Annotated in this window: 14 protein-coding genes; 5 read left to right on the top strand and 9 right to left on the bottom strand. The window is 69.8% G+C overall.

Going from position 1 to position 15,609, the window contains the following annotated elements; translation table 11 throughout:
• Positions 1–2 precede the first annotated feature (2 nt).
• The gene (locus IE075_RS09455) at positions 3–1,112 is read right to left on the bottom strand and encodes an efflux RND transporter periplasmic adaptor subunit (RefSeq protein WP_189455763.1); all 1,110 of its coding nucleotides are present in this window, start codon (positions 1,110–1,112) and stop codon (positions 3–5) included.
• 73 nt (positions 1,113–1,185) lie between these two features.
• On the opposite strand from IE075_RS09455, the gene IE075_RS09450 reads away from it, so the two are divergent.
• The 3 genes from IE075_RS09450 to IE075_RS09440 all read left to right on the top strand — a co-directional run bounded on the left by IE075_RS09450 (position 1,186) and on the right by IE075_RS09440 (position 4,098).
• A complete protein-coding gene (locus IE075_RS09450) occupies positions 1,186–1,875 on the top strand; it encodes a TetR/AcrR family transcriptional regulator (RefSeq protein WP_425489369.1) in 690 nt (229 codons plus the stop codon).
• 112 nt (positions 1,876–1,987) lie between these two features.
• A complete protein-coding gene (locus IE075_RS09445) occupies positions 1,988–2,641 on the top strand; it encodes a protein-L-isoaspartate O-methyltransferase family protein (RefSeq protein WP_189455761.1) in 654 nt (217 codons plus the stop codon).
• Between the two features lie 56 nt (positions 2,642–2,697).
• A complete protein-coding gene (locus IE075_RS09440; protein WP_189455759.1) occupies positions 2,698–4,098 on the top strand; it encodes a TolC family outer membrane protein in 1,401 nt (466 codons plus the stop codon).
• A 318-nt stretch (positions 4,099–4,416) separates the two neighbouring features.
• On the opposite strand, the gene IE075_RS09435 is transcribed toward IE075_RS09440, so the two are convergent.
• Together IE075_RS09435 and waaA are read right to left on the bottom strand one after the other, a co-directional pair.
• Positions 4,417–7,005, bottom strand: a complete 2,589-nt coding sequence (locus tag IE075_RS09435; protein WP_229792434.1) for a TonB-dependent receptor plug domain-containing protein — start codon at positions 7,003–7,005, stop codon at positions 4,417–4,419.
• Positions 7,006–7,336: 331 nt separating this feature from the next.
• The gene (waaA, locus tag IE075_RS09430; RefSeq protein WP_189455757.1) at positions 7,337–8,701 is read right to left on the bottom strand and encodes a lipid IV(A) 3-deoxy-D-manno-octulosonic acid transferase; all 1,365 of its coding nucleotides are present in this window, start codon (positions 8,699–8,701) and stop codon (positions 7,337–7,339) included.
• A 200-nt stretch (positions 8,702–8,901) separates the two neighbouring features.
• Between waaA and lpxL the strand changes: the two genes are divergently transcribed.
• Complete coding sequence (gene lpxL / locus IE075_RS09425; protein WP_229792446.1) at positions 8,902–9,759, top strand: LpxL/LpxP family Kdo(2)-lipid IV(A) lauroyl/palmitoleoyl acyltransferase; 858 nt, start codon at positions 8,902–8,904, stop codon at positions 9,757–9,759.
• 61 nt (positions 9,760–9,820) lie between these two features.
• Here lpxL and IE075_RS09420 read toward each other — a convergent pair whose 3' ends face one another.
• The 6 genes from IE075_RS09420 to IE075_RS09395 all read right to left on the bottom strand — a co-directional run bounded on the left by IE075_RS09420 (position 9,821) and on the right by IE075_RS09395 (position 14,531).
• Positions 9,821–11,164 (bottom strand): O-antigen ligase family protein, encoded by a 1,344-nt coding sequence (locus tag IE075_RS09420; protein WP_189455753.1) that lies wholly within the window; start codon positions 11,162–11,164, stop codon positions 9,821–9,823.
• Positions 11,130–12,257: a glycosyltransferase family 4 protein gene (locus IE075_RS09415; RefSeq protein ID WP_189455751.1), complete on the bottom strand. Its 1,128-nt coding sequence runs from the start codon at positions 12,255–12,257 to the stop codon at positions 11,130–11,132. Before IE075_RS09415 ends, IE075_RS09420 begins: the two co-directional genes overlap by 35 nt.
• Positions 12,258–12,291: 34 nt before the next feature.
• Positions 12,292–12,489: a zinc-finger domain-containing protein gene (locus IE075_RS09410; RefSeq protein WP_189455749.1), complete on the bottom strand. Its 198-nt coding sequence runs from the start codon at positions 12,487–12,489 to the stop codon at positions 12,292–12,294.
• 66 nt (positions 12,490–12,555) lie between these two features.
• A complete protein-coding gene (locus IE075_RS09405) occupies positions 12,556–13,269 on the bottom strand; it encodes a pirin family protein (protein ID WP_189455747.1) in 714 nt (237 codons plus the stop codon).
• A gap of 3 nt (positions 13,270–13,272) precedes the next feature.
• Positions 13,273–13,899 carry a YceI family protein gene (locus tag IE075_RS09400; protein ID WP_229792433.1) on the bottom strand — a complete coding sequence of 209 codons (627 nt, stop codon included), beginning with the start codon at positions 13,897–13,899 and terminating at the stop codon, positions 13,273–13,275.
• A 41-nt stretch (positions 13,900–13,940) separates the two neighbouring features.
• Entirely contained in the window at positions 13,941–14,531 is a 591-nt protein-coding gene (locus tag IE075_RS09395) for a malonic semialdehyde reductase (RefSeq protein ID WP_189455743.1), read from the bottom strand.
• A 103-nt stretch (positions 14,532–14,634) separates the two neighbouring features.
• Between IE075_RS09395 and IE075_RS09390 the strand changes: the two genes are divergently transcribed.
• Positions 14,635–15,609 carry a mitochondrial fission ELM1 family protein gene (locus tag IE075_RS09390; RefSeq protein ID WP_229792432.1) on the top strand — a complete coding sequence of 325 codons (975 nt, stop codon included), beginning with the start codon at positions 14,635–14,637 and terminating at the stop codon, positions 15,607–15,609.

Below are 15,609 nucleotides of genomic sequence, written 5' to 3'. Positions count from 1 at the left end.
GGTCAGTCAGCGGCCACCGCGGCGGCGGTCAACGGACGGTTGTCGCGATCGACCGGGCGAACGGTCTGGCCCGGCTGCAGCAGGTGGCCGCCCGCGGCGACGACCCACGCGTCGGGCGCGAGCCCGCGGAGCACCGGCACGCGTTCGTCGCCAAACGCGCCGAGCTGCACCGGTTGCAGGCGCAGGCGCGAGGTCTTCGTGTCGACGACGTACACCGCAGTGCCGCCGTTCGCGCGCTGCACGGCCGCCAGCGGCACGGAAATTCTTGGTGCGTCGCCGCCTGACGCGACGTGCACGCGCGCGCTCTGGCCGAGCTCGACGGCGCCCGCCGGGGCATCCAGCGACGCGCGCACCGCAAACGTACGCGTGGCCGGGTCGGCGGCCGGCGCCACTTCGCGCACGCGGCCCGGGAAGCGCTTGCCCGACTGCGACCACAGCTCGACCTCCACCGGCGTCCCAGGCGCGATTGCCCGTACCGCGCCTTCGCCGACGGCGAACGCCACCTCGCGCCCGCCGTCGGCCGCCAGGGTGTAGACCGGCTGCCCGGCCGCAACGACCTGCCCGGCTTCGACGAAGCGCGCTGCGATGACGCCGTCCTCCGGCGCGCGCAGCTGCGTGTAGCCGCGCTGGTTGCGCGCGACTTCGACGTTCGCCCGCGCGGCACCGAGCTGCCCGCGCGCCGCGCTCGCCGCTGCGTTCTGCGCGTCGACGGCCGAGCGGCTCACCAGCTGGTCTTCGCCCAACGCAGCGAACCGCGCCCGGTCGGCGCGCGCGCGGTCGTACTGCGCCTGCGCGGCGGCGAGCTGCGCCTCCGCGGCGCGGGCCTGCGCCTGCAGGTCGCCGGCGTCGAGCGATGCAAGCACCTGCCCTTCGCGCACGCGGTCGCCGACGTCGGCCTTGCGCTCGACGAGCTTGCCGCCGACCCGGAACGCGAGCGCCGCTTCCTCGCGCGCGCGGATCTCACCGGCATACGCCGCGCCGCCGGCGGTCGCCGAACCAGGGCGCTCGACGAGCACAGGCCGCGCGCCCGGCGTGGCGGCCGGCTCGCCACCGCAGCCGGCGAGCAACACGGTGGCAAGCGCGACGACCGCTCCTTGGACGCAACGACGCATGGCAACCTCAAGTTGAATTAATGGACCGGCGGGTACTGTATAAATATCGAACCGGCTGGTCTAGTATTAAGTGATGATGTCGCCCCGAAAGACGCCTTCTTCCGAGCGCTCGCCCGGCCCCGGACGCCCGAAAGACCCGGCCAAGCGCGCTGCGATCCTCGAATCGGCTACGCGGATGTTCACGGCGCACGGCTTCGACGGCGTGAGCATGGATGAGATTGCCGCAGACGCTGGCGTCTCCAAGCTCACCGTCTACAGCCACTTCACCGACAAGGAGACGCTGTTCGCCGCGGCGGTGAAGTCGCACTGCGAGCAGGGCCTGCCGAGCGCGCTGTTCGAGTCCACGCCCGACGTGCCGGTCCGCGAGCGGCTGCTGTCGATTGCGCGCGCGTTCTACTCGATGGTCACCGCCCCCGAGGCGATCGCCGGCCACCGCATGCTGTGCACTCCGCAGCTCGCGAACACGCCGTTGAGCCGGATGTTCTGGGACGCCGGCCCGCGCCGCGTGCAGGAGGAATTCGCGGCGCTGCTGCGGCGCCGCATCGCCACCGGCGACCTCGACATCGACGACGTGCCGCGCGCCGCTTCGCAATTCTTTTCACTGCTCAAGGGCGAGCCGCACGCGCGCATGGTGTTCGGCTGCTGCGGCGCGCCGGGCGATACCGATGTCGAGGCGCACATCGTGGCCAGCGTCGACCTGTTCGTGCGCGCGTACGGCACCGCGGCGGTCCGCGACGCGCTTGTGCGCCGACAGTCCCGGTGACTTCCGGCACTCAGATGAACGCGCGCGCGCCGCGATCCTGTGCTTCGTCCGGCCCGGTGCTCGACGACCCTGCCGCTAGAATGCGCGGTTTCCCGCGCCGACTTTCACACCCATGAACACGCTCGATTACGCCCAAGCCCGCGAACTGATGGTGGAACAGCAGGTCCGCCCGTGGGACGTGAACTCCCCGCGCGTGCTCGAGGTGATCGGTTCGCTGCCGCGCGAGCACTTCCTGCCCGACGCCCACCGCCTGCTCGCCTATGCCGACCTGGCAGTGCCGCTGGCGCATGGCCAGTTCATGCTCAAGCCCGTACTCGAAGGCCGTGCGCTGCAGGCACTCGACCCGGCCGAGCATGAGGACGTGCTCGAGATCGGCACGGGCAGCGGCTACCTCACGGCCTGCTTCGCGAGCCTGGCGCGCGAGGTCGTGAGCCTGGAGCGCCATGCCGACCTCGCCTCCGGTGCACGCGGCGCGCTTGCCTCGCTCGGCATCCACAACGCGCGGATCGAAACCGCCGATGCATTCGAGTGGTCCACGGACCGCCGCTTCGACGCGATCTGCGTGAGCGGCGCGGTCGCGGAGATCCCCGAGCGCTTCGTGAACTGGCTCAAGCCCGGCGGCCGCATGTTCATCGTCCGCGGCCGCTCGCCGGCCATGGAGGCCGTGCGCGTGACCGCCGGCAACGCATCGCGCCCGCAGTCGTTGTTCGAAACCGACATCCCCTATCTCGCCGGCGCTGCTCCGGTGCCCGCGTTCCAGTTGTAACGACCGCGACGCGGCCCCGACGGCGCGTCGCCCTCCCCGATCCCAAGGACCTCCGCATGATCCGCCGTCGCCTCGTACTGGCTCTCGCCGTTGCCCTGCTGCCCGCCACCGCGGCCGCGACCGACCTGCTCCAGACCTACGAGCTCGCGCGCCAGGGCGACGCACAGCTGTCCGAAGCGGAGTTCCAGCGGCTGGCCACGCGTGAGGGCGCAGCGCAGGCGCGCGCGCAGTTGCTGCCGCAGATCGGGGGTGAGGCGAGCTACGTACGCAGCCGCTCGGACAACGAGGGCTCCCAGGCATTGGGCGGATTCGTCTCGCCTCCGAGCGACACCACGAGCGAGCAGACCCTGCGCCGTGCGCAATTGAGTGTCCAGCAGGCTATTTTTGACGGCACCCGCTTTGGTCAATTGCGCAGTCAACGCGCTCTGGCCGAGGCAAGCGACCTGCTGCTCGAGTCGGCGGGCGACACTCTGATCACGCGCACGTCGGCCGGGTATTTCAACGTGCTGGTGCAGCTCGAGACTCTTGCGGCAGCAGAGGCCGCGGAACGTGCACTGCAGAAGCAGTTCGACTTTGCCTCGAAGCGCCTCGAGGTCGGCCTTGCGCCGATCACCGACGTGCACGAGGCGCGCGCACAGTTCGACACTGCGCGCGCGAACACGATCCTCGCGCGCAATGCCGTCGAGGACGCCTACCAGGCGCTGGTCGAGATCACCGGTCAGCCCATCACCAACCTCGCGGCGCTGCCGGAGGATTTCCAGCCGACGTTGCCGGTCACGCAGGATGTCGACGAATGGGTGTCCACTGCAGTGGCGACGAACCCGTCATTGCTCGCGCTGCAGTTACAGGTGCGCGCAGCGGAGGAGGCTGTGTCGGCAGCCCGCGCTGCGCACTGGCCAACGCTGTATGCGAGTGCCAGTTATTCAGATTCGAACGCGAGCACCACGCAAACCAACAACATCGAGGCGGTTGCTTCCGATCTGGAAAACACCGGCCGAGGTGGGCAGATCGGGCTTGTCCTCTCGGTTCCAATCTACTCCGGTGGCGCGATCCAGTCCCAGGTGCGAGAAGCCATCGCGCGCCGCGACATCATCGAAGAGCAGGTCGAGCAGCAAAAGCGCGCCCTCGTGCGCAACACGCGCAATGCGTACCAGACACTCGTTGCCGGCATCAGCGAAGTCGAGGCCCGCCGTCTCGCGCTGTTCTCGGCGCGCAGTGCGTACGACGCGTCGCAGGTCGGCCTCGAGGTCGGCACGCGCACGGTGCTCGATGTGCTGACCAACCAGCAGCAGCTGTTCAATGCGCAGCAGGCCTACGCGCAGGCGCGCTACCGCTTCCTGCAGAACCGGCTGCTGCTCGAGCAGGCCGCAGGAACGCTCGACGTGGAGGACGTGCGCGAGGTCAACCGACTGCTGACCGCCGAGCCCGAGATTCCGGTCGCGCCGATCGTGCCTTGATCCGTCCCGGCCGAGCCGGGATCAGCACGCGGACACTGACGCGCCGGCCTGTCCGGCGCGTTTTTATTTATGCGCAGCGGCGTTTGCTTGCAGCCCGCGACGTATTCGCCGCCGGGCATTGACGTGCGCTTGCGCGACTGCACAGCACGGACAGCTCGCCGCTCGGGGAAAATGTCCGGCCCTTCGGACGTCCCCGCGGGCGTCGGGTCTAGCTCGCTAGCGTGCATCGCGAACGGCCGACACCGTTGCCCTCTTCGACGCGCAACACCAAAAAAAGCCCCGCAAATGCGGGGCTTTTTCATTACGAGCTTGCGACGATCAGAACCGGAAGCCCACGCGCGCGTAGTAGAAGCCGCCGTTGAAGCCGTACGGCGTGTGCACCGGGTACTGCGCGCCGGCGATGCCTGCGTACGGGTTCTCGTCGGGCACCTTGTCGAACAGATTCTGCGCGCCGACGCTGAAGTACAGGCCTGATGCGAAGTTCATGCCGACCTCAGCATCCACCGTCACTGCGCTGTCGCCGTAGATCGGCAGGCCGCCGTCGTCGAGGTGGTCTTCGAAGAACGAGCCGTAGTAGTTCACACGGACGTTCGCGTTGAGCACTTCACGCTGGTGGTTGATGCTGAAGTAGCCCTTCGTGCTCGGCAGCGAGTCCTCGAGCTTCTGGATGCGGATCGGCGTGATGATGCCGGGCGTGAACTCGTCGACCTCGGTCTGGTTCCAGTTCGCCGCCAGCGAGTACGTGGTCTTCGCGCCGAACAGTTCGCTCTCGTAGCTGGTGACGAGATCGACGCCCGTGGTCGTGGTGTCGAAATCGTTGACGAAGAACTGCACTTCCGAGATCGACGCCGCTTCCGCATTGCCGCCCGCGACGAGCGCGGCGCGGTCTTCCGGCGTCACCGTGAAGAACGCACTCAGCGCGATGCGGCCTTCGGTCTGGATGCGGTACCAGTCGGCCGTCACCAGCCACTTGTCCTGCGCCCACACCAAACCCAGCGACGCGTTCTTCGACTCTTCCGGCTGCAGCGGCTCGGCGCCGTAGAACGCGGCGATCGGGTTGGTCGGCGAGAGAATCGCGGTGTCGCGCAGCTCGCCGTTGATGAACGACGTGGTGACCTGCTCGGCGTTGGACTGGCCCGGCGTCGGGGCACGGAAACCGGTGCTCAATGCGCCGCGCAGCGCGAACGCCTCGGTGAAGTCGTAGCGACCCGTGAACTTCCAGTTCGTGGTGCCACCGAAGTCGCTGAAGTCCTCATGGCGGACCGCGGCAGCCAGCAGCAGCTGTTCGGTGAAGCGGGCTTCGGCGTCGACGTAGACCGCCCAGTTGTCGCGGCTGAACGTGCCGGCCGTGCGGGGATTGAAGCCGTTGAAGCCGTTCGAGCCGAGCGCGAAGCCTTGTGGCGTGAGCGGACCGATCGCCGTGGACGCCGGGTCGCCCGCGATGATCTCGAACTCTTCCTCGCGCCACTCCGCACCCATTGCCAGGCTCATCGGTCCGACCGTGAATCCGGTGTCGATGTCACGGCCCACGTCGAAGTTGACGTTGCGCTCGGTCTGCACGTTGCCGCCGGGATTGAAGCGGCCGCCCGCAGGCTGGTTTGGCCCCTGCGAGGCATTCACTGTGTTGGCGATGAAGAAGTCGATCTCGTTGCGGCCGTACGAGAGGCTGAAGTCCCAGCTCCAGGTGTTGTCCCACATGCCCTTGACGCCGGCCGTGACCGCGGCGTCGGTCATCTCGCCGCCGAAGTTCGGCGTGAAGCCGCCCGGCAGGCTCGACAGGAACGTGAAGCAGTTCGCCGGCAGCGCGGTGACCTGCGGGCCGACGACGGAGTAGGGGATCAGGTTGCCGTTGGCATCGCGCAGCGCGATCGTCGGGCAGGTGGCGCCGTTGAGCGAGCCGATCAGCAGCGAGTCGCCGCCGTCGTTCGAGTACACGCCGGCGCGCGTGGTCGGGTTGCGGTAGTAGAAGCCGCCGACGACTTCGCGCTGGGCGTAGTTTCCGAATAGGTACAGGTCCACGGCCTCCGTCGACACGCCCATGTTGAGGACGAGCTTGGAGTCTTCGTCCGTCTCGGGCGAACCCCAGATCTGCGCGGGGTTCGGCACGCCCGGATAGCCGGCGGCGACGAGCTCCGCGGCGTCGTCGCGCTGCACGCTGCGCGAGGTCGCGTCGGCGGTGCGCCACTCGGCGGTGATCGTGGCGAAACCGTTCTCGCTCAGCGGAAGGCCGAGCTGCGCCGCGTACTGCTGGGTGAAGCCGTCGCCCTCGTAGTACTGGCCGGCGAACGCTTCGACCGCGCCGCCTTCATCGAGGCGCTTGAGGCCAAAGTTTATGACGCCTGCGATCGCATCCGAGCCGTACTGGGCGGCCGCGCCGTCACGCAGCACTTCGACCTGCTCGAGCGCGAGCGACGGGAACACGGAGATGTCGGGGCCCTGCGAGCCATCGGACAGGCCGTGGCCGAGGAAGGTGATGACCGCGGCGCGGTGGCGGCGCTTGCCGTTCACGAGCACCAGCGTGTTGTCCGGCGGCAGGCCGCGCAGGTTCGCCGGGCGCACGAGCGTCGCGGCGTCATCGATCGGAATCGTGCTGACGTTGAACGACGGCACCAGCACGCGCAGCTTGTCGAGCACGTCGACCGACGGGACGCTGTGGAATTCCTCGCCATCGAGGATGTCGATCGGCACCGCCGAGGTCGACTCCGTGCGCGGCTTGGTGCGCGAGCCGAGCACCGAGACGGTCTCGAGCGTGGTCGCCTGCTCGCTCTCGGGCGGCGGCGTGGAGTCCTGCGTCTGCGCGGCAGCGACGCCGGTGACCGACAGCATGCCGGCGACCAGAGCGCGCTGGACGCCGGTGGAGAGCAGATGGCGGGCCAGGCGGCACCGCGCGTTCGAAACCTGTGTCATCAACCTTTCCTTTTGCTTTGACTGGACGGATCGCGCTTCGGGCCGCCTGCCCCTGCTCGACGCGGCCCACGGCGGTCTTAACAGGTATTGAACAAACAACGCAAGAGTTCACACTCGTACAGGTGAGTTCAACCGCCAGAAACGGCATATATTCGAAGGGCTTGCTGCGAGCGCATATGCCACGCCGAATGGTGCGACGACGCTCGATCGATGCGCCCGTTGCGCGGACGCAACGGGCGACGTGAAGGCGCGACATGCGCGAGCGCGCCAAGCGATCCCGGCGCGTGTAGGTCAGCCGGCGCGTCACGGCTCTGCACCGCGCGGGCCGCCTTCAGCCGGCGGTGCCGTCCCGCCGCACCTGCGTAGCAGGCGGCGCATGCCCGCGCCGTTCTTGATCGGCCGGCCATGGCGGCGGCAGTGCGGACTGCACGAGGGCGAGCGTTTGCCCGAGGGCGCCGCGGCCTGCCTCCACAAGCCGGTGTCCGGCCTGAGACATCCCCGCACGCGCGTCGGCGTCGGCGAGCAGCGATGCGATCGCATCGCGGACGGCGTCGGCATCCGGCGCGATGCGCAGCGCGTTCGCCTCGTCGAGGCGGCGCGCGATCTCTGCGAAGTTGTGCAGATGCGGGCCCGTCACCATCGGCGTGCCTGCTGCGGCAGGTTCCAGCAGGTTGTGTCCGCCGATCGGCTGCAGGCTGCCGCCGACGAAGGCGACGTCCGCGCATGCGTAGAACGGCAGCAGCTCGCCGAGCGTGTCGATCACGAACACCGCGTCGCCCGGACGCGGCCAGCGTGCGCGGGACCGGGTCGACACGGGCAAATCGGCGGCGCGAACGTGGTCGGCGACGATGCGGAACCGCTCGGGGTGCCGCGGCGCCCACAGCAGCAGCAGGTCGGGCCATCGCTCGCGAAGCCGGCGGTGGATCGCAATGACCGCCGCCTCTTCGTCGGCGTGCGTGCTCGCCGCGATCCACACTGGGCGGTCGCCGCCATGGCTCCGACATTCGGCCGCAAACGCGTCCAAGGAATCGGGCACGGTCACGTCGAACTTGAGGTTACCGGTCTCGACTACCTGCTCGGGACGCGCGCCCAGGCGCACGAAGCGCACGCCGTCGGCAAGCGATTGTGCCCCCACCGTCTTGACCGTGCGCAGCGCACGACCGACCAGCGGCGCGAGCACGCGATAGCCGCGCAGCGACCGCTCCGACAGGCGCGCGTTGAGGATGAACGCGGGCACGCCTGCCTTGCGGCAGCCGAACAGCAGGTTCGGCCACAGCTCGGTTTCCATGATCAGCGCGGCGTGCGGGCGGTAATGCGCGAGGAAACGCGCCACGGCGCCCGGCAGGTCGTACGGCAGGTACACGTGCTCGACGTCGCCGTCCCAAAGGGCACGCACCCGCTCGGAGCCGGTCGGCGTGATCGTGGTGACGAGCAGGCGCAGGTCCGGACGCCCGCGGCGCAGGGCCTGCACCAGCGGCACTGCGGCGTTGACCTCGCCCACCGACACCGCGTGGATCCACACCGTGCTCGCGTGCGGCGGGTCGTGATAGACCGCGTAACGCTCGTTCCAGCGCTGGAAATACGCGGGCTGGCGAAAACCGCGCCAGATCAGGTGGTAGACCGTGATCGGGACGAGCACGTACAGCGCGGCCGAATACAGGGCGCGCAGCAGGCGTTCGATCGGGTCGGTCCGCATCGCGCAAGGATAGTCGGTCGGGCTGTATCGCTGGACCGGTGTGGCACGTGCGCATGACGCGGCGCCCGCTGAATTAGCGTGGGGCCGGGACGGAGCGTCGATCGTGCGCCCGATAGAATCACGCGATGCCCGATTCCTCCACGCCAACGACCGGCCCCGCGCACCCCGGCCCGAAGCCTCCGTTCTGGCCGCACCTGCCGATGTGGATCGCGCTCGGCACGCTGTGGCTGCTCGCACGCATTCCGTGGCCGCTGCAGCGCGCGATCGGCGCCGGGGTCGGCGCGCTCGCACTGCGACTGGCCGCAAGCCGGCGTCATGCAGCGCGCGTGAACCTCGCGCTGTGCTTCCCGCAGATGCCCGAGGCCGGACGCGAGGCGCTGCTGCGCGAGAGTTTTCGCGACTTCGGCATCGGCCTGTTCGAGTTTGCGCGCGCGTGGTGGGGCTCGGCCGACCCGGTGCGGCGTGATGTACGCATCGAGGGCCTCGAGCACCTGCACTCGCTCAAGGCGCAGGGTCGCGGCGGGCTCCTGGTATCCGGACATTTCATGACGCTCGAGATCTGCGGTCGCCTGCTGTGCGACCACGTGCCGCTCGCCGGCATGTACCGCCGCTACCGCCACCCCGTCATGGAGTGGGCGGTGCGCCGCGGCCGCCTGCGCTACGCGAGCGCGATGTTTGCGAACGAGGATCTGCGCCCGGCGATGCGCCACCTCAAGCAGGGCGGATTTCTCTGGTACGCGCCCGATCAGGACATGCGCGGCAAGGACACGGTGTTCGCGCCGTTCTTCGGCGTGCCGGCAGCGACGATCACCGCGACGCACCAGTTCGCGCGGCTGACCGGCTGCGCCGTGATCCCGTTCTTCCACCGTCGCGAGGGCGGCCGGTACGTGCTGCGCATCGCGCCGCCGCTCGATGACTTCCCGTCAAAAGACCCCGCCCCCGACAGCGCGCGCGTGAACGCCGCGATCGAGGCGATGGTGTGCGAAGCGCCGAGCCAGTACCTGTGGATCCACCGCCGGTTCAAGCGGCGCCCGGACGGGATGGCGCCGCCGTATTGATCGCGGGCAAGCCGCGCCGGTGTGGCCGAGCATCGGTCCGCGCTTTGCCGGCGCAGGGCAGCTAGGCCCGCGGCCCGGACCCGCGTGCCCACAGGCTGCCCGCATACAGCGCTGCAAGCAGCAGCGTCAGCCCACCCCAGAACGTCGAATAGAACGCGAGGTGGGTGTTGAACGGGAACACCGTGGCAACGAGCGCCAGCATCGCCGGACGTGCGCGGTCACGCGCCGCGGCGTCGGCGTAGCGCCACGCGCGCCACGCGAGCGCCGCGCCGGCCAGCCACAGCAGAAGCCCGAAGCCGCCGGTTTCACTGAGCACCTCGAGCACGATCTGGTGCGCGTGCAGCGCCGGCCCCTCCCCCCATGCCGGCGCTACGGTCGGCGCGGGATCGCAGGCCGGGAATGCATCGCGGAAGCCGCGTGCGCCGACGCCGTTGACCGGCTCCTCGCGCACCATGCACAGCGCTGCGCCCCAGATGCGCGTCCGGCCCGCCAGCGCGCTGTCGACGCCCTGCTCGTTCGCCGTGAGCACGTGCGCGGTGCGCTCGATACGCAGGCGCACCTGCGACGAGACGATCGTGAGCACCACGAGCGCGACCGCACCGAACGCGAACACGCCGACGAGCTTCTTCCAGCCCAGCAGCCGCCAGCCCGAGAGCACCAGCACGAGCGCGAACGTGATCCACGACGCGCGCGAGCCCGCGAGCACGAGCACAACGCCCAGCGCGGCTGCGGTGACCAGCCAGCCCGTTGCGCCGAACCGGCGCTTCGCGGCATGCAACGGGAACGGAGACAGGCTCGCGAGCACCGGCCCGAGCTTGAGGTTGCACGGGCCGAGCACGCCGCTGAGGCGGTCGGCCGCGGCGATCTCTTCCGCGGTGCACATGCCGCGCCCGCTGATCGCCTGCTTGATCGAATCCAGGCCGAAGAACAGCGGGCTGGTGCCGGTCAGCGCCTGCGCGAGCGCGTCGAGCGTCCACACGCCGACAATGACCGCGAGCCCGCAAAACGTCGTGCGCCGCCCCGCATCGTTCGCAACCGCGGAGGCGACGAGCCACAGGAACGGCAGGTAGCGCAGATCCTTTGCGGCTTCGCCGATGGCACGACCGCGGTCCACCGCATCGAACGCGGACGCGAGTTCGGGCAACCAGTACGCGAAGAACAGCACGCTCGTCAGCGCCCATGCGGGCCCGCTCAGCAGCTGCGTGCCGCCGCGGAAGCGCGAGCCGAGCAGCTTGAAGATCGCGGCGAGCGCGCCGAGCACGAGCACGCCCTCGGCGTAGCCGGGCGCCGGCCAGAGTGCGACGTACGCGAGGATCCACGCGGGCGCCCAGCGCCAACCCGGCGCGGGCGCGGCGTCGACGTGCGCGCGGTCAGCCGGCGCGGTCGGTGTCGAGGAGTTCGGCATAGACGGCAAGCGTAGCGTCCTGCATCGCGCGCAGGGTGTGCGGGATCGAGTCGGGCAACGCGGGCGGCGTATCGAGCAGGGCGCGCGCGGTCCGATGCAAAGCGTCTGCGTCGAACGGCGCCACGCCTCCGGCCGGCTGCAGCTCGGCGAGCAGCTCGCCGACGCCGCCGTGCGCCCAACCGAGCACCGGCCGGCCGACCGCAAGCGCTTCGATGACGGTGCGACCGAACGCCTCGGGCTTGCGTGAGAGCTGCAGCACGAGGTCGCACGCTGCGTACGCACGCGCGATCGCATCGGTCGGCGCGGTGAATGCGACCTGCGATGCGATGCCGAGCGACACGGTACGCTGCTCCAGCTCGTCGATGTACGCGTCGCGCCCCGCCTCACGCGCGCCGGGCAGCCACAGCCGCGCATCGGTGCCGTCGGCGCGCAGGCGTGCGAGCAGGTCGAGGGCGTCGGCGTGCCCCTTGAGGCGCGTGCCGCGGCCCGGCAGCAGCAGCAGCGGGCCGTCCCCGGCCAGCGCGGGATGCTGCACCGCGGCCCACGCGCGCGCTTCGGAATCGGCGCGCGGCGCGCGGGGGAAGCGCGCGGTGTCGATGCCGCGCGAGATCACGCGCAGACGCTCGTGCGCGGTGTCGGGGTAGTGGCGCAGCACGTAGTCGCGGACGGTGGCCGACACGCAGATCGCACGCTCGCCGCTGGCCATCACCCGGCTGTAGCGCGACGGCGAATTGAGCCCGTGCACGGTCGTGACCCAACGGGGCCGACGCGTCTCCGGCATTGCGCGCAGTGCGAAGCGGCCGATCCACGCCGGCAGCCGTGAGCGCGCGTGCACGAGGTCGACACGTTCGGTTTCGATGAGTCGGCGCAGCGTGCCGACATGACGCAGCACGCCGAGCGACTTGCGGCCGATATCGAGCGTCACATGCTCGGCGCCGATCGCCTCGAGTGCCGGCACGAGACGGCCACCGGCGGAAACGACGAGCGCGCGGTGACCGGCACGCACGAGCGCGTTGGCGATCTCCAGCGTCGAGCGTTCGACGCCGCCCGACTCGAGCGCGGGCAGCAGCTGCAGCACCGTCCAGCGGCGCATGCGTCGGCGTCCCATCCCGGCGACCGGCGGTGGGTCAGTCTTCGAGGACGAACAGCGTGCCGCAGTACGGGCACAGGCACTCGCGCTCGGCCTCGAGCGGCAGGTACACGCGCGGGTGCGAATTCCACAGCTCCATCGACGGCTGCGGGCAGCTGAAAGGCAGCTGCGTGCGCGCCACCGACACGCGCGTCTGGGCGTTGGCCTGGGTGGGCTGGTCGGAAGCGGCAGTCATGGGGTTCGGCAGCAACACACGGGGCGCGCAGTCTAGCAGCCGCGCCCCGCGTGCCCGGCATCCAGATCAGTCACGCGGCAGGTCGAACAGCAGCACCTCGGCGCGCGCATCGCTCTTTCCAGCGAGCACGAGCGTGCCGGCCTCATCGACCCAACCGCGCGCATCGCCGACCTGCAAGAGCTCGCCGCCGACGTCGACCGCGCCACTCACCACGTGCAGCCACGCGCGCCGCGCCGGGTGGAGCGTGTGCTCGACGCGCTCGCCCGGCGCCAGCCGCGCGACCGACAACCGCGCGTCCTGGCGGATCGCGAGGCTGCCGTCCGCCCCGTCGGGCGACGCCAGCTGCAGCCAGCGCCCGTGTGCATCCTCGCCAACGGCCGCCCGCTGCGCGTACGCGGGCTTGTGGTTCAGGCGCGAGGGCTGGATCCAGATCTGCAGGAAATGCACCGGCTCGTCCTTCGAGCCGTTGTATTCGCTGTGTTCCACGCCGTGCCCGGCGCTCATCCACTGCAACTCGCCCGGACCGATCACGCCGCCGCCGCCCGTGCTGTCGCGATGCGCAAGCGCGCCGCTGACCACGTAGCTGAGGATTTCCATGTTCGCGTGGCGATGCGGCGCGAAGCCCGCGCCGGGGTCGACGCGGTCTTCATTGATCACGCGCAGCGGGCCGAAGCCCATCCACGCTGGGTCGTAGTAATGCCCGAACGAGAACGTGTGCCGGCTGTCGAGCCAGCCGGCCTGCACGCGCCCGCGCGCGTCGGAAGGGCGGTCGAGGATCACGGCTTACGACTTTGCGTTCTTGGCCTTGGGCTGCGGCTTCGCGTCGGCCGCCTCGGCCTTCGGCACCAGCGCCTCGGTCGTGATCCGGATCTCGACCTCGTCGCTGACGTTTGGCGCGTACTTGCCCACGCCGAAATCGCTGCGCTTGAGCGTGGTCGTCGCATCGAAGCCGATCGCCGGACGCTTCGCCATCGGGTGTTCGCCCTGCTTATTGAGCGTCACGTCGAGCACCGCCGGCTTAGTGATCCCCTTGACGCTGAGATCGCCGATGACGCGCAGCTTGTTGTCGCCCGCGGCCTCGACCTTCGTGCTGCGGAAGCGGATGTCCGGATACTTTTCGGCTTCGAAGAAGTCCGCGCTGCGCAGGTGCTCGTCGAACGCCTCCACGTGCGAGTTCAGGCCCGAAAGCGGGATCACGACGTTGACCGACGACGTACCGACGTTGTCGGCGTCGTGGACGATCGTGCCGTCGACGGCGCCGAAGTGCGCGACGGGCTTGGAAAAGCCGAAGTGGCTCCAGCTCGCGATCACGTCGGTGTGGTTCGGATCGATCTTGTAGGTGACCGGCGCGGCGGTCGCGACGGCGGAGGCCGCGGCGAGCGTGGCAGCAAGAACGAGACGCTTGAACATGGCTTGGCTCCGTCGATGGGACAGCAGGGACATCGGGTGGATCAAAGGATCTGCGCGGCTTCGTCGAACGGCAGGCGCGGCGAGCGCGGGAACAGTTCTTCGGGCTTGCCGTAGCCGAGGTTGATGAGGAAGTTCGAGCGGATACGCGTGCCGGCAAAGAACTCAGCATCGACCTTCGCGTTGTTGAAACCGGACATCGGGCCGCAATCCAGACCCAACGCGCGCGCGGCAAACATCAGGTACGCGCCCTGCAGGCTGCCGTTGCGCAGCCCAAACGTCGCAAGCGCCTCGTCGCTCGCACCCGCGAACCACGACTTCGCATCCGCGTGTGGGAACAGGTACGGCAGCTTCTCGGCGAAGTCGAGGTCGTGGCCGACGATCACAGTCACCGGCGCGGCCATCGTCTTGTCGCGGTTGCCTTCGTCGAGCGCGGGCTCGAGGCGCTTTTTCGCTTCGGCCGACTTCACGAACACGAAGCGACCGGGCGACGCGTTCGCGCTCGTCGGGGCCCACTTGAGCAGGTCGTACAGCGCGCGCAGCGTGTCGTCACTCACCTCGCCACCGAGCGCGTTGTGCGTGCGTGCGGTGCGGAACAGGCGGTCGAGCGACTCGTCGGGCAGGCGGTGCGACATCAGGGGCTCCTTGAACATGCGCCGCTGCGATGCGGCAATCGGGCAAGTGTAGAGTGCGCGCGTCAATGCCATGCCGGCGCTGCCGGAACGGACCTGCCCGCGCGTGCAACGATTCGACGACGCCCGCCTGCCCGCTTCGCTCGCGTGCTGGACGCTCACCGACGGCCGCGCCGGCAACGTGCGCCAGGCGCAGGCGCTGGCAGATGCGCTGCATCCCGCGCCGCGTGATTGGACGCTGCAGGCGCGCGCGCCGTGGCGATGGTGGGCGCCGCGCGCTGCGCCCGGCAGCGTGCATGCGTTCGGCGATGCATTCCGTCGTGCACTGACAGATGCCCCGGCGCTTGCGATCGGCTGCGGTCGACAGGCCGCGCTCGCCACGCGCGAGCTGCGTGCGCGCGGCACATTCGCAGTGCAGATCCTCGATCCCCGGCTCGATCCTGCGCTGTGGGATCTCGTGATCACACCGCAGCACGATGGGTTGCAGGGCGCGAACGTCGTGACGCTCGCCGGCAGTCTGCATCCGGTCGACGATGCCTGGCTTGCGCAAGCCCGCGTGGCGTTCGCTTCGCTCGCGGCGGACGAAACTCCTCAGCTCGCGCTGCTCGTGGGCGGTTCCAACGCGCACGGCCGGTTCGACGCGGGCACGTTCGCCCCGGTGCTCAAATGCGTGCGTCATTGGGCGAGCCGCACGCACGGACGCATCCTTGCGACCGCATCGAGACGCACGCCCGACGACGTGCGCGATGCGTTGCGCGCCCTGCCCGTCCCGCACCTTGCGTGGACCCGCGATGCCGACGGGGCCAATCCCTACTCGGGCTTGCTCGCGTTCGCCGACGTCATCGTCTGCACGGCCGATTCGGTGAACATGCTGTCCGAGGCATGCGCGACGCATGCGCCGGTGTACGTCGCCGGCATCGACACCTTGCAGGGGCGGCCGCGACGCTTCGTCGACCACCTGCTCCAGATGGGGCGCGTGCGCGCGCTCGACGACGCGCTTGCACCGTTCGACGTCACGCCATTGCGCGAAACGGCGCGCGTCGCGGCCGAGGTGCGCGCGCGCTTCGACGCTCGCCGCTGA

The organism is Cognatilysobacter bugurensis (assembly GCF_014652095.1).
Taxonomy (GTDB): domain Bacteria; phylum Pseudomonadota; class Gammaproteobacteria; order Xanthomonadales; family Xanthomonadaceae; genus Cognatilysobacter; species Cognatilysobacter bugurensis.
The sequence above is the reverse complement of the archived record's forward strand: the minus strand, read 5'-3'. Positions and strand labels throughout refer to the sequence as shown.

Excerpts from the sequence above, each read along its gene's own strand:
- IE075_RS09435 (WP_229792434.1), bottom strand. The coding sequence starts at position 7,005 with ATGACACAGGTTTCGAACGCGCGGTGCCGCCTGGCCCGCCATCTGCTC.
- IE075_RS09450 (WP_425489369.1), top strand. The coding sequence starts at position 1,186 with ATGATGTCGCCCCGAAAGACGCCTTCTTCCGAGCGCTCGCCCGGCCCC.
- waaA (WP_189455757.1), bottom strand. The coding sequence starts at position 8,701 with ATGCGGACCGACCCGATCGAACGCCTGCTGCGCGCCCTGTATTCGGCC.
- IE075_RS09415 (WP_189455751.1), bottom strand. The coding sequence starts at position 12,257 with ATGCGCCGCTGGACGGTGCTGCAGCTGCTGCCCGCGCTCGAGTCGGGC.
- IE075_RS09395 (WP_189455743.1), bottom strand. The coding sequence starts at position 14,531 with ATGTCGCACCGCCTGCCCGACGAGTCGCTCGACCGCCTGTTCCGCACC.
- IE075_RS09445 (WP_189455761.1), top strand. The coding sequence starts at position 1,988 with ATGAACACGCTCGATTACGCCCAAGCCCGCGAACTGATGGTGGAACAG.
- IE075_RS09420 (WP_189455753.1), bottom strand. The coding sequence starts at position 11,164 with ATGCCGAACTCCTCGACACCGACCGCGCCGGCTGACCGCGCGCACGTC.
- lpxL (WP_229792446.1), top strand. The coding sequence starts at position 8,902 with ATGTGGATCGCGCTCGGCACGCTGTGGCTGCTCGCACGCATTCCGTGG.
- IE075_RS09410 (WP_189455749.1), bottom strand. The coding sequence starts at position 12,489 with ATGACTGCCGCTTCCGACCAGCCCACCCAGGCCAACGCCCAGACGCGC.
- IE075_RS09440 (WP_189455759.1), top strand. The coding sequence starts at position 2,698 with ATGATCCGCCGTCGCCTCGTACTGGCTCTCGCCGTTGCCCTGCTGCCC.
- IE075_RS09400 (WP_229792433.1), bottom strand. The coding sequence starts at position 13,899 with ATGTTCAAGCGTCTCGTTCTTGCTGCCACGCTCGCCGCGGCCTCCGCC.
- IE075_RS09455 (WP_189455763.1), bottom strand. The coding sequence starts at position 1,112 with ATGCGTCGTTGCGTCCAAGGAGCGGTCGTCGCGCTTGCCACCGTGTTG.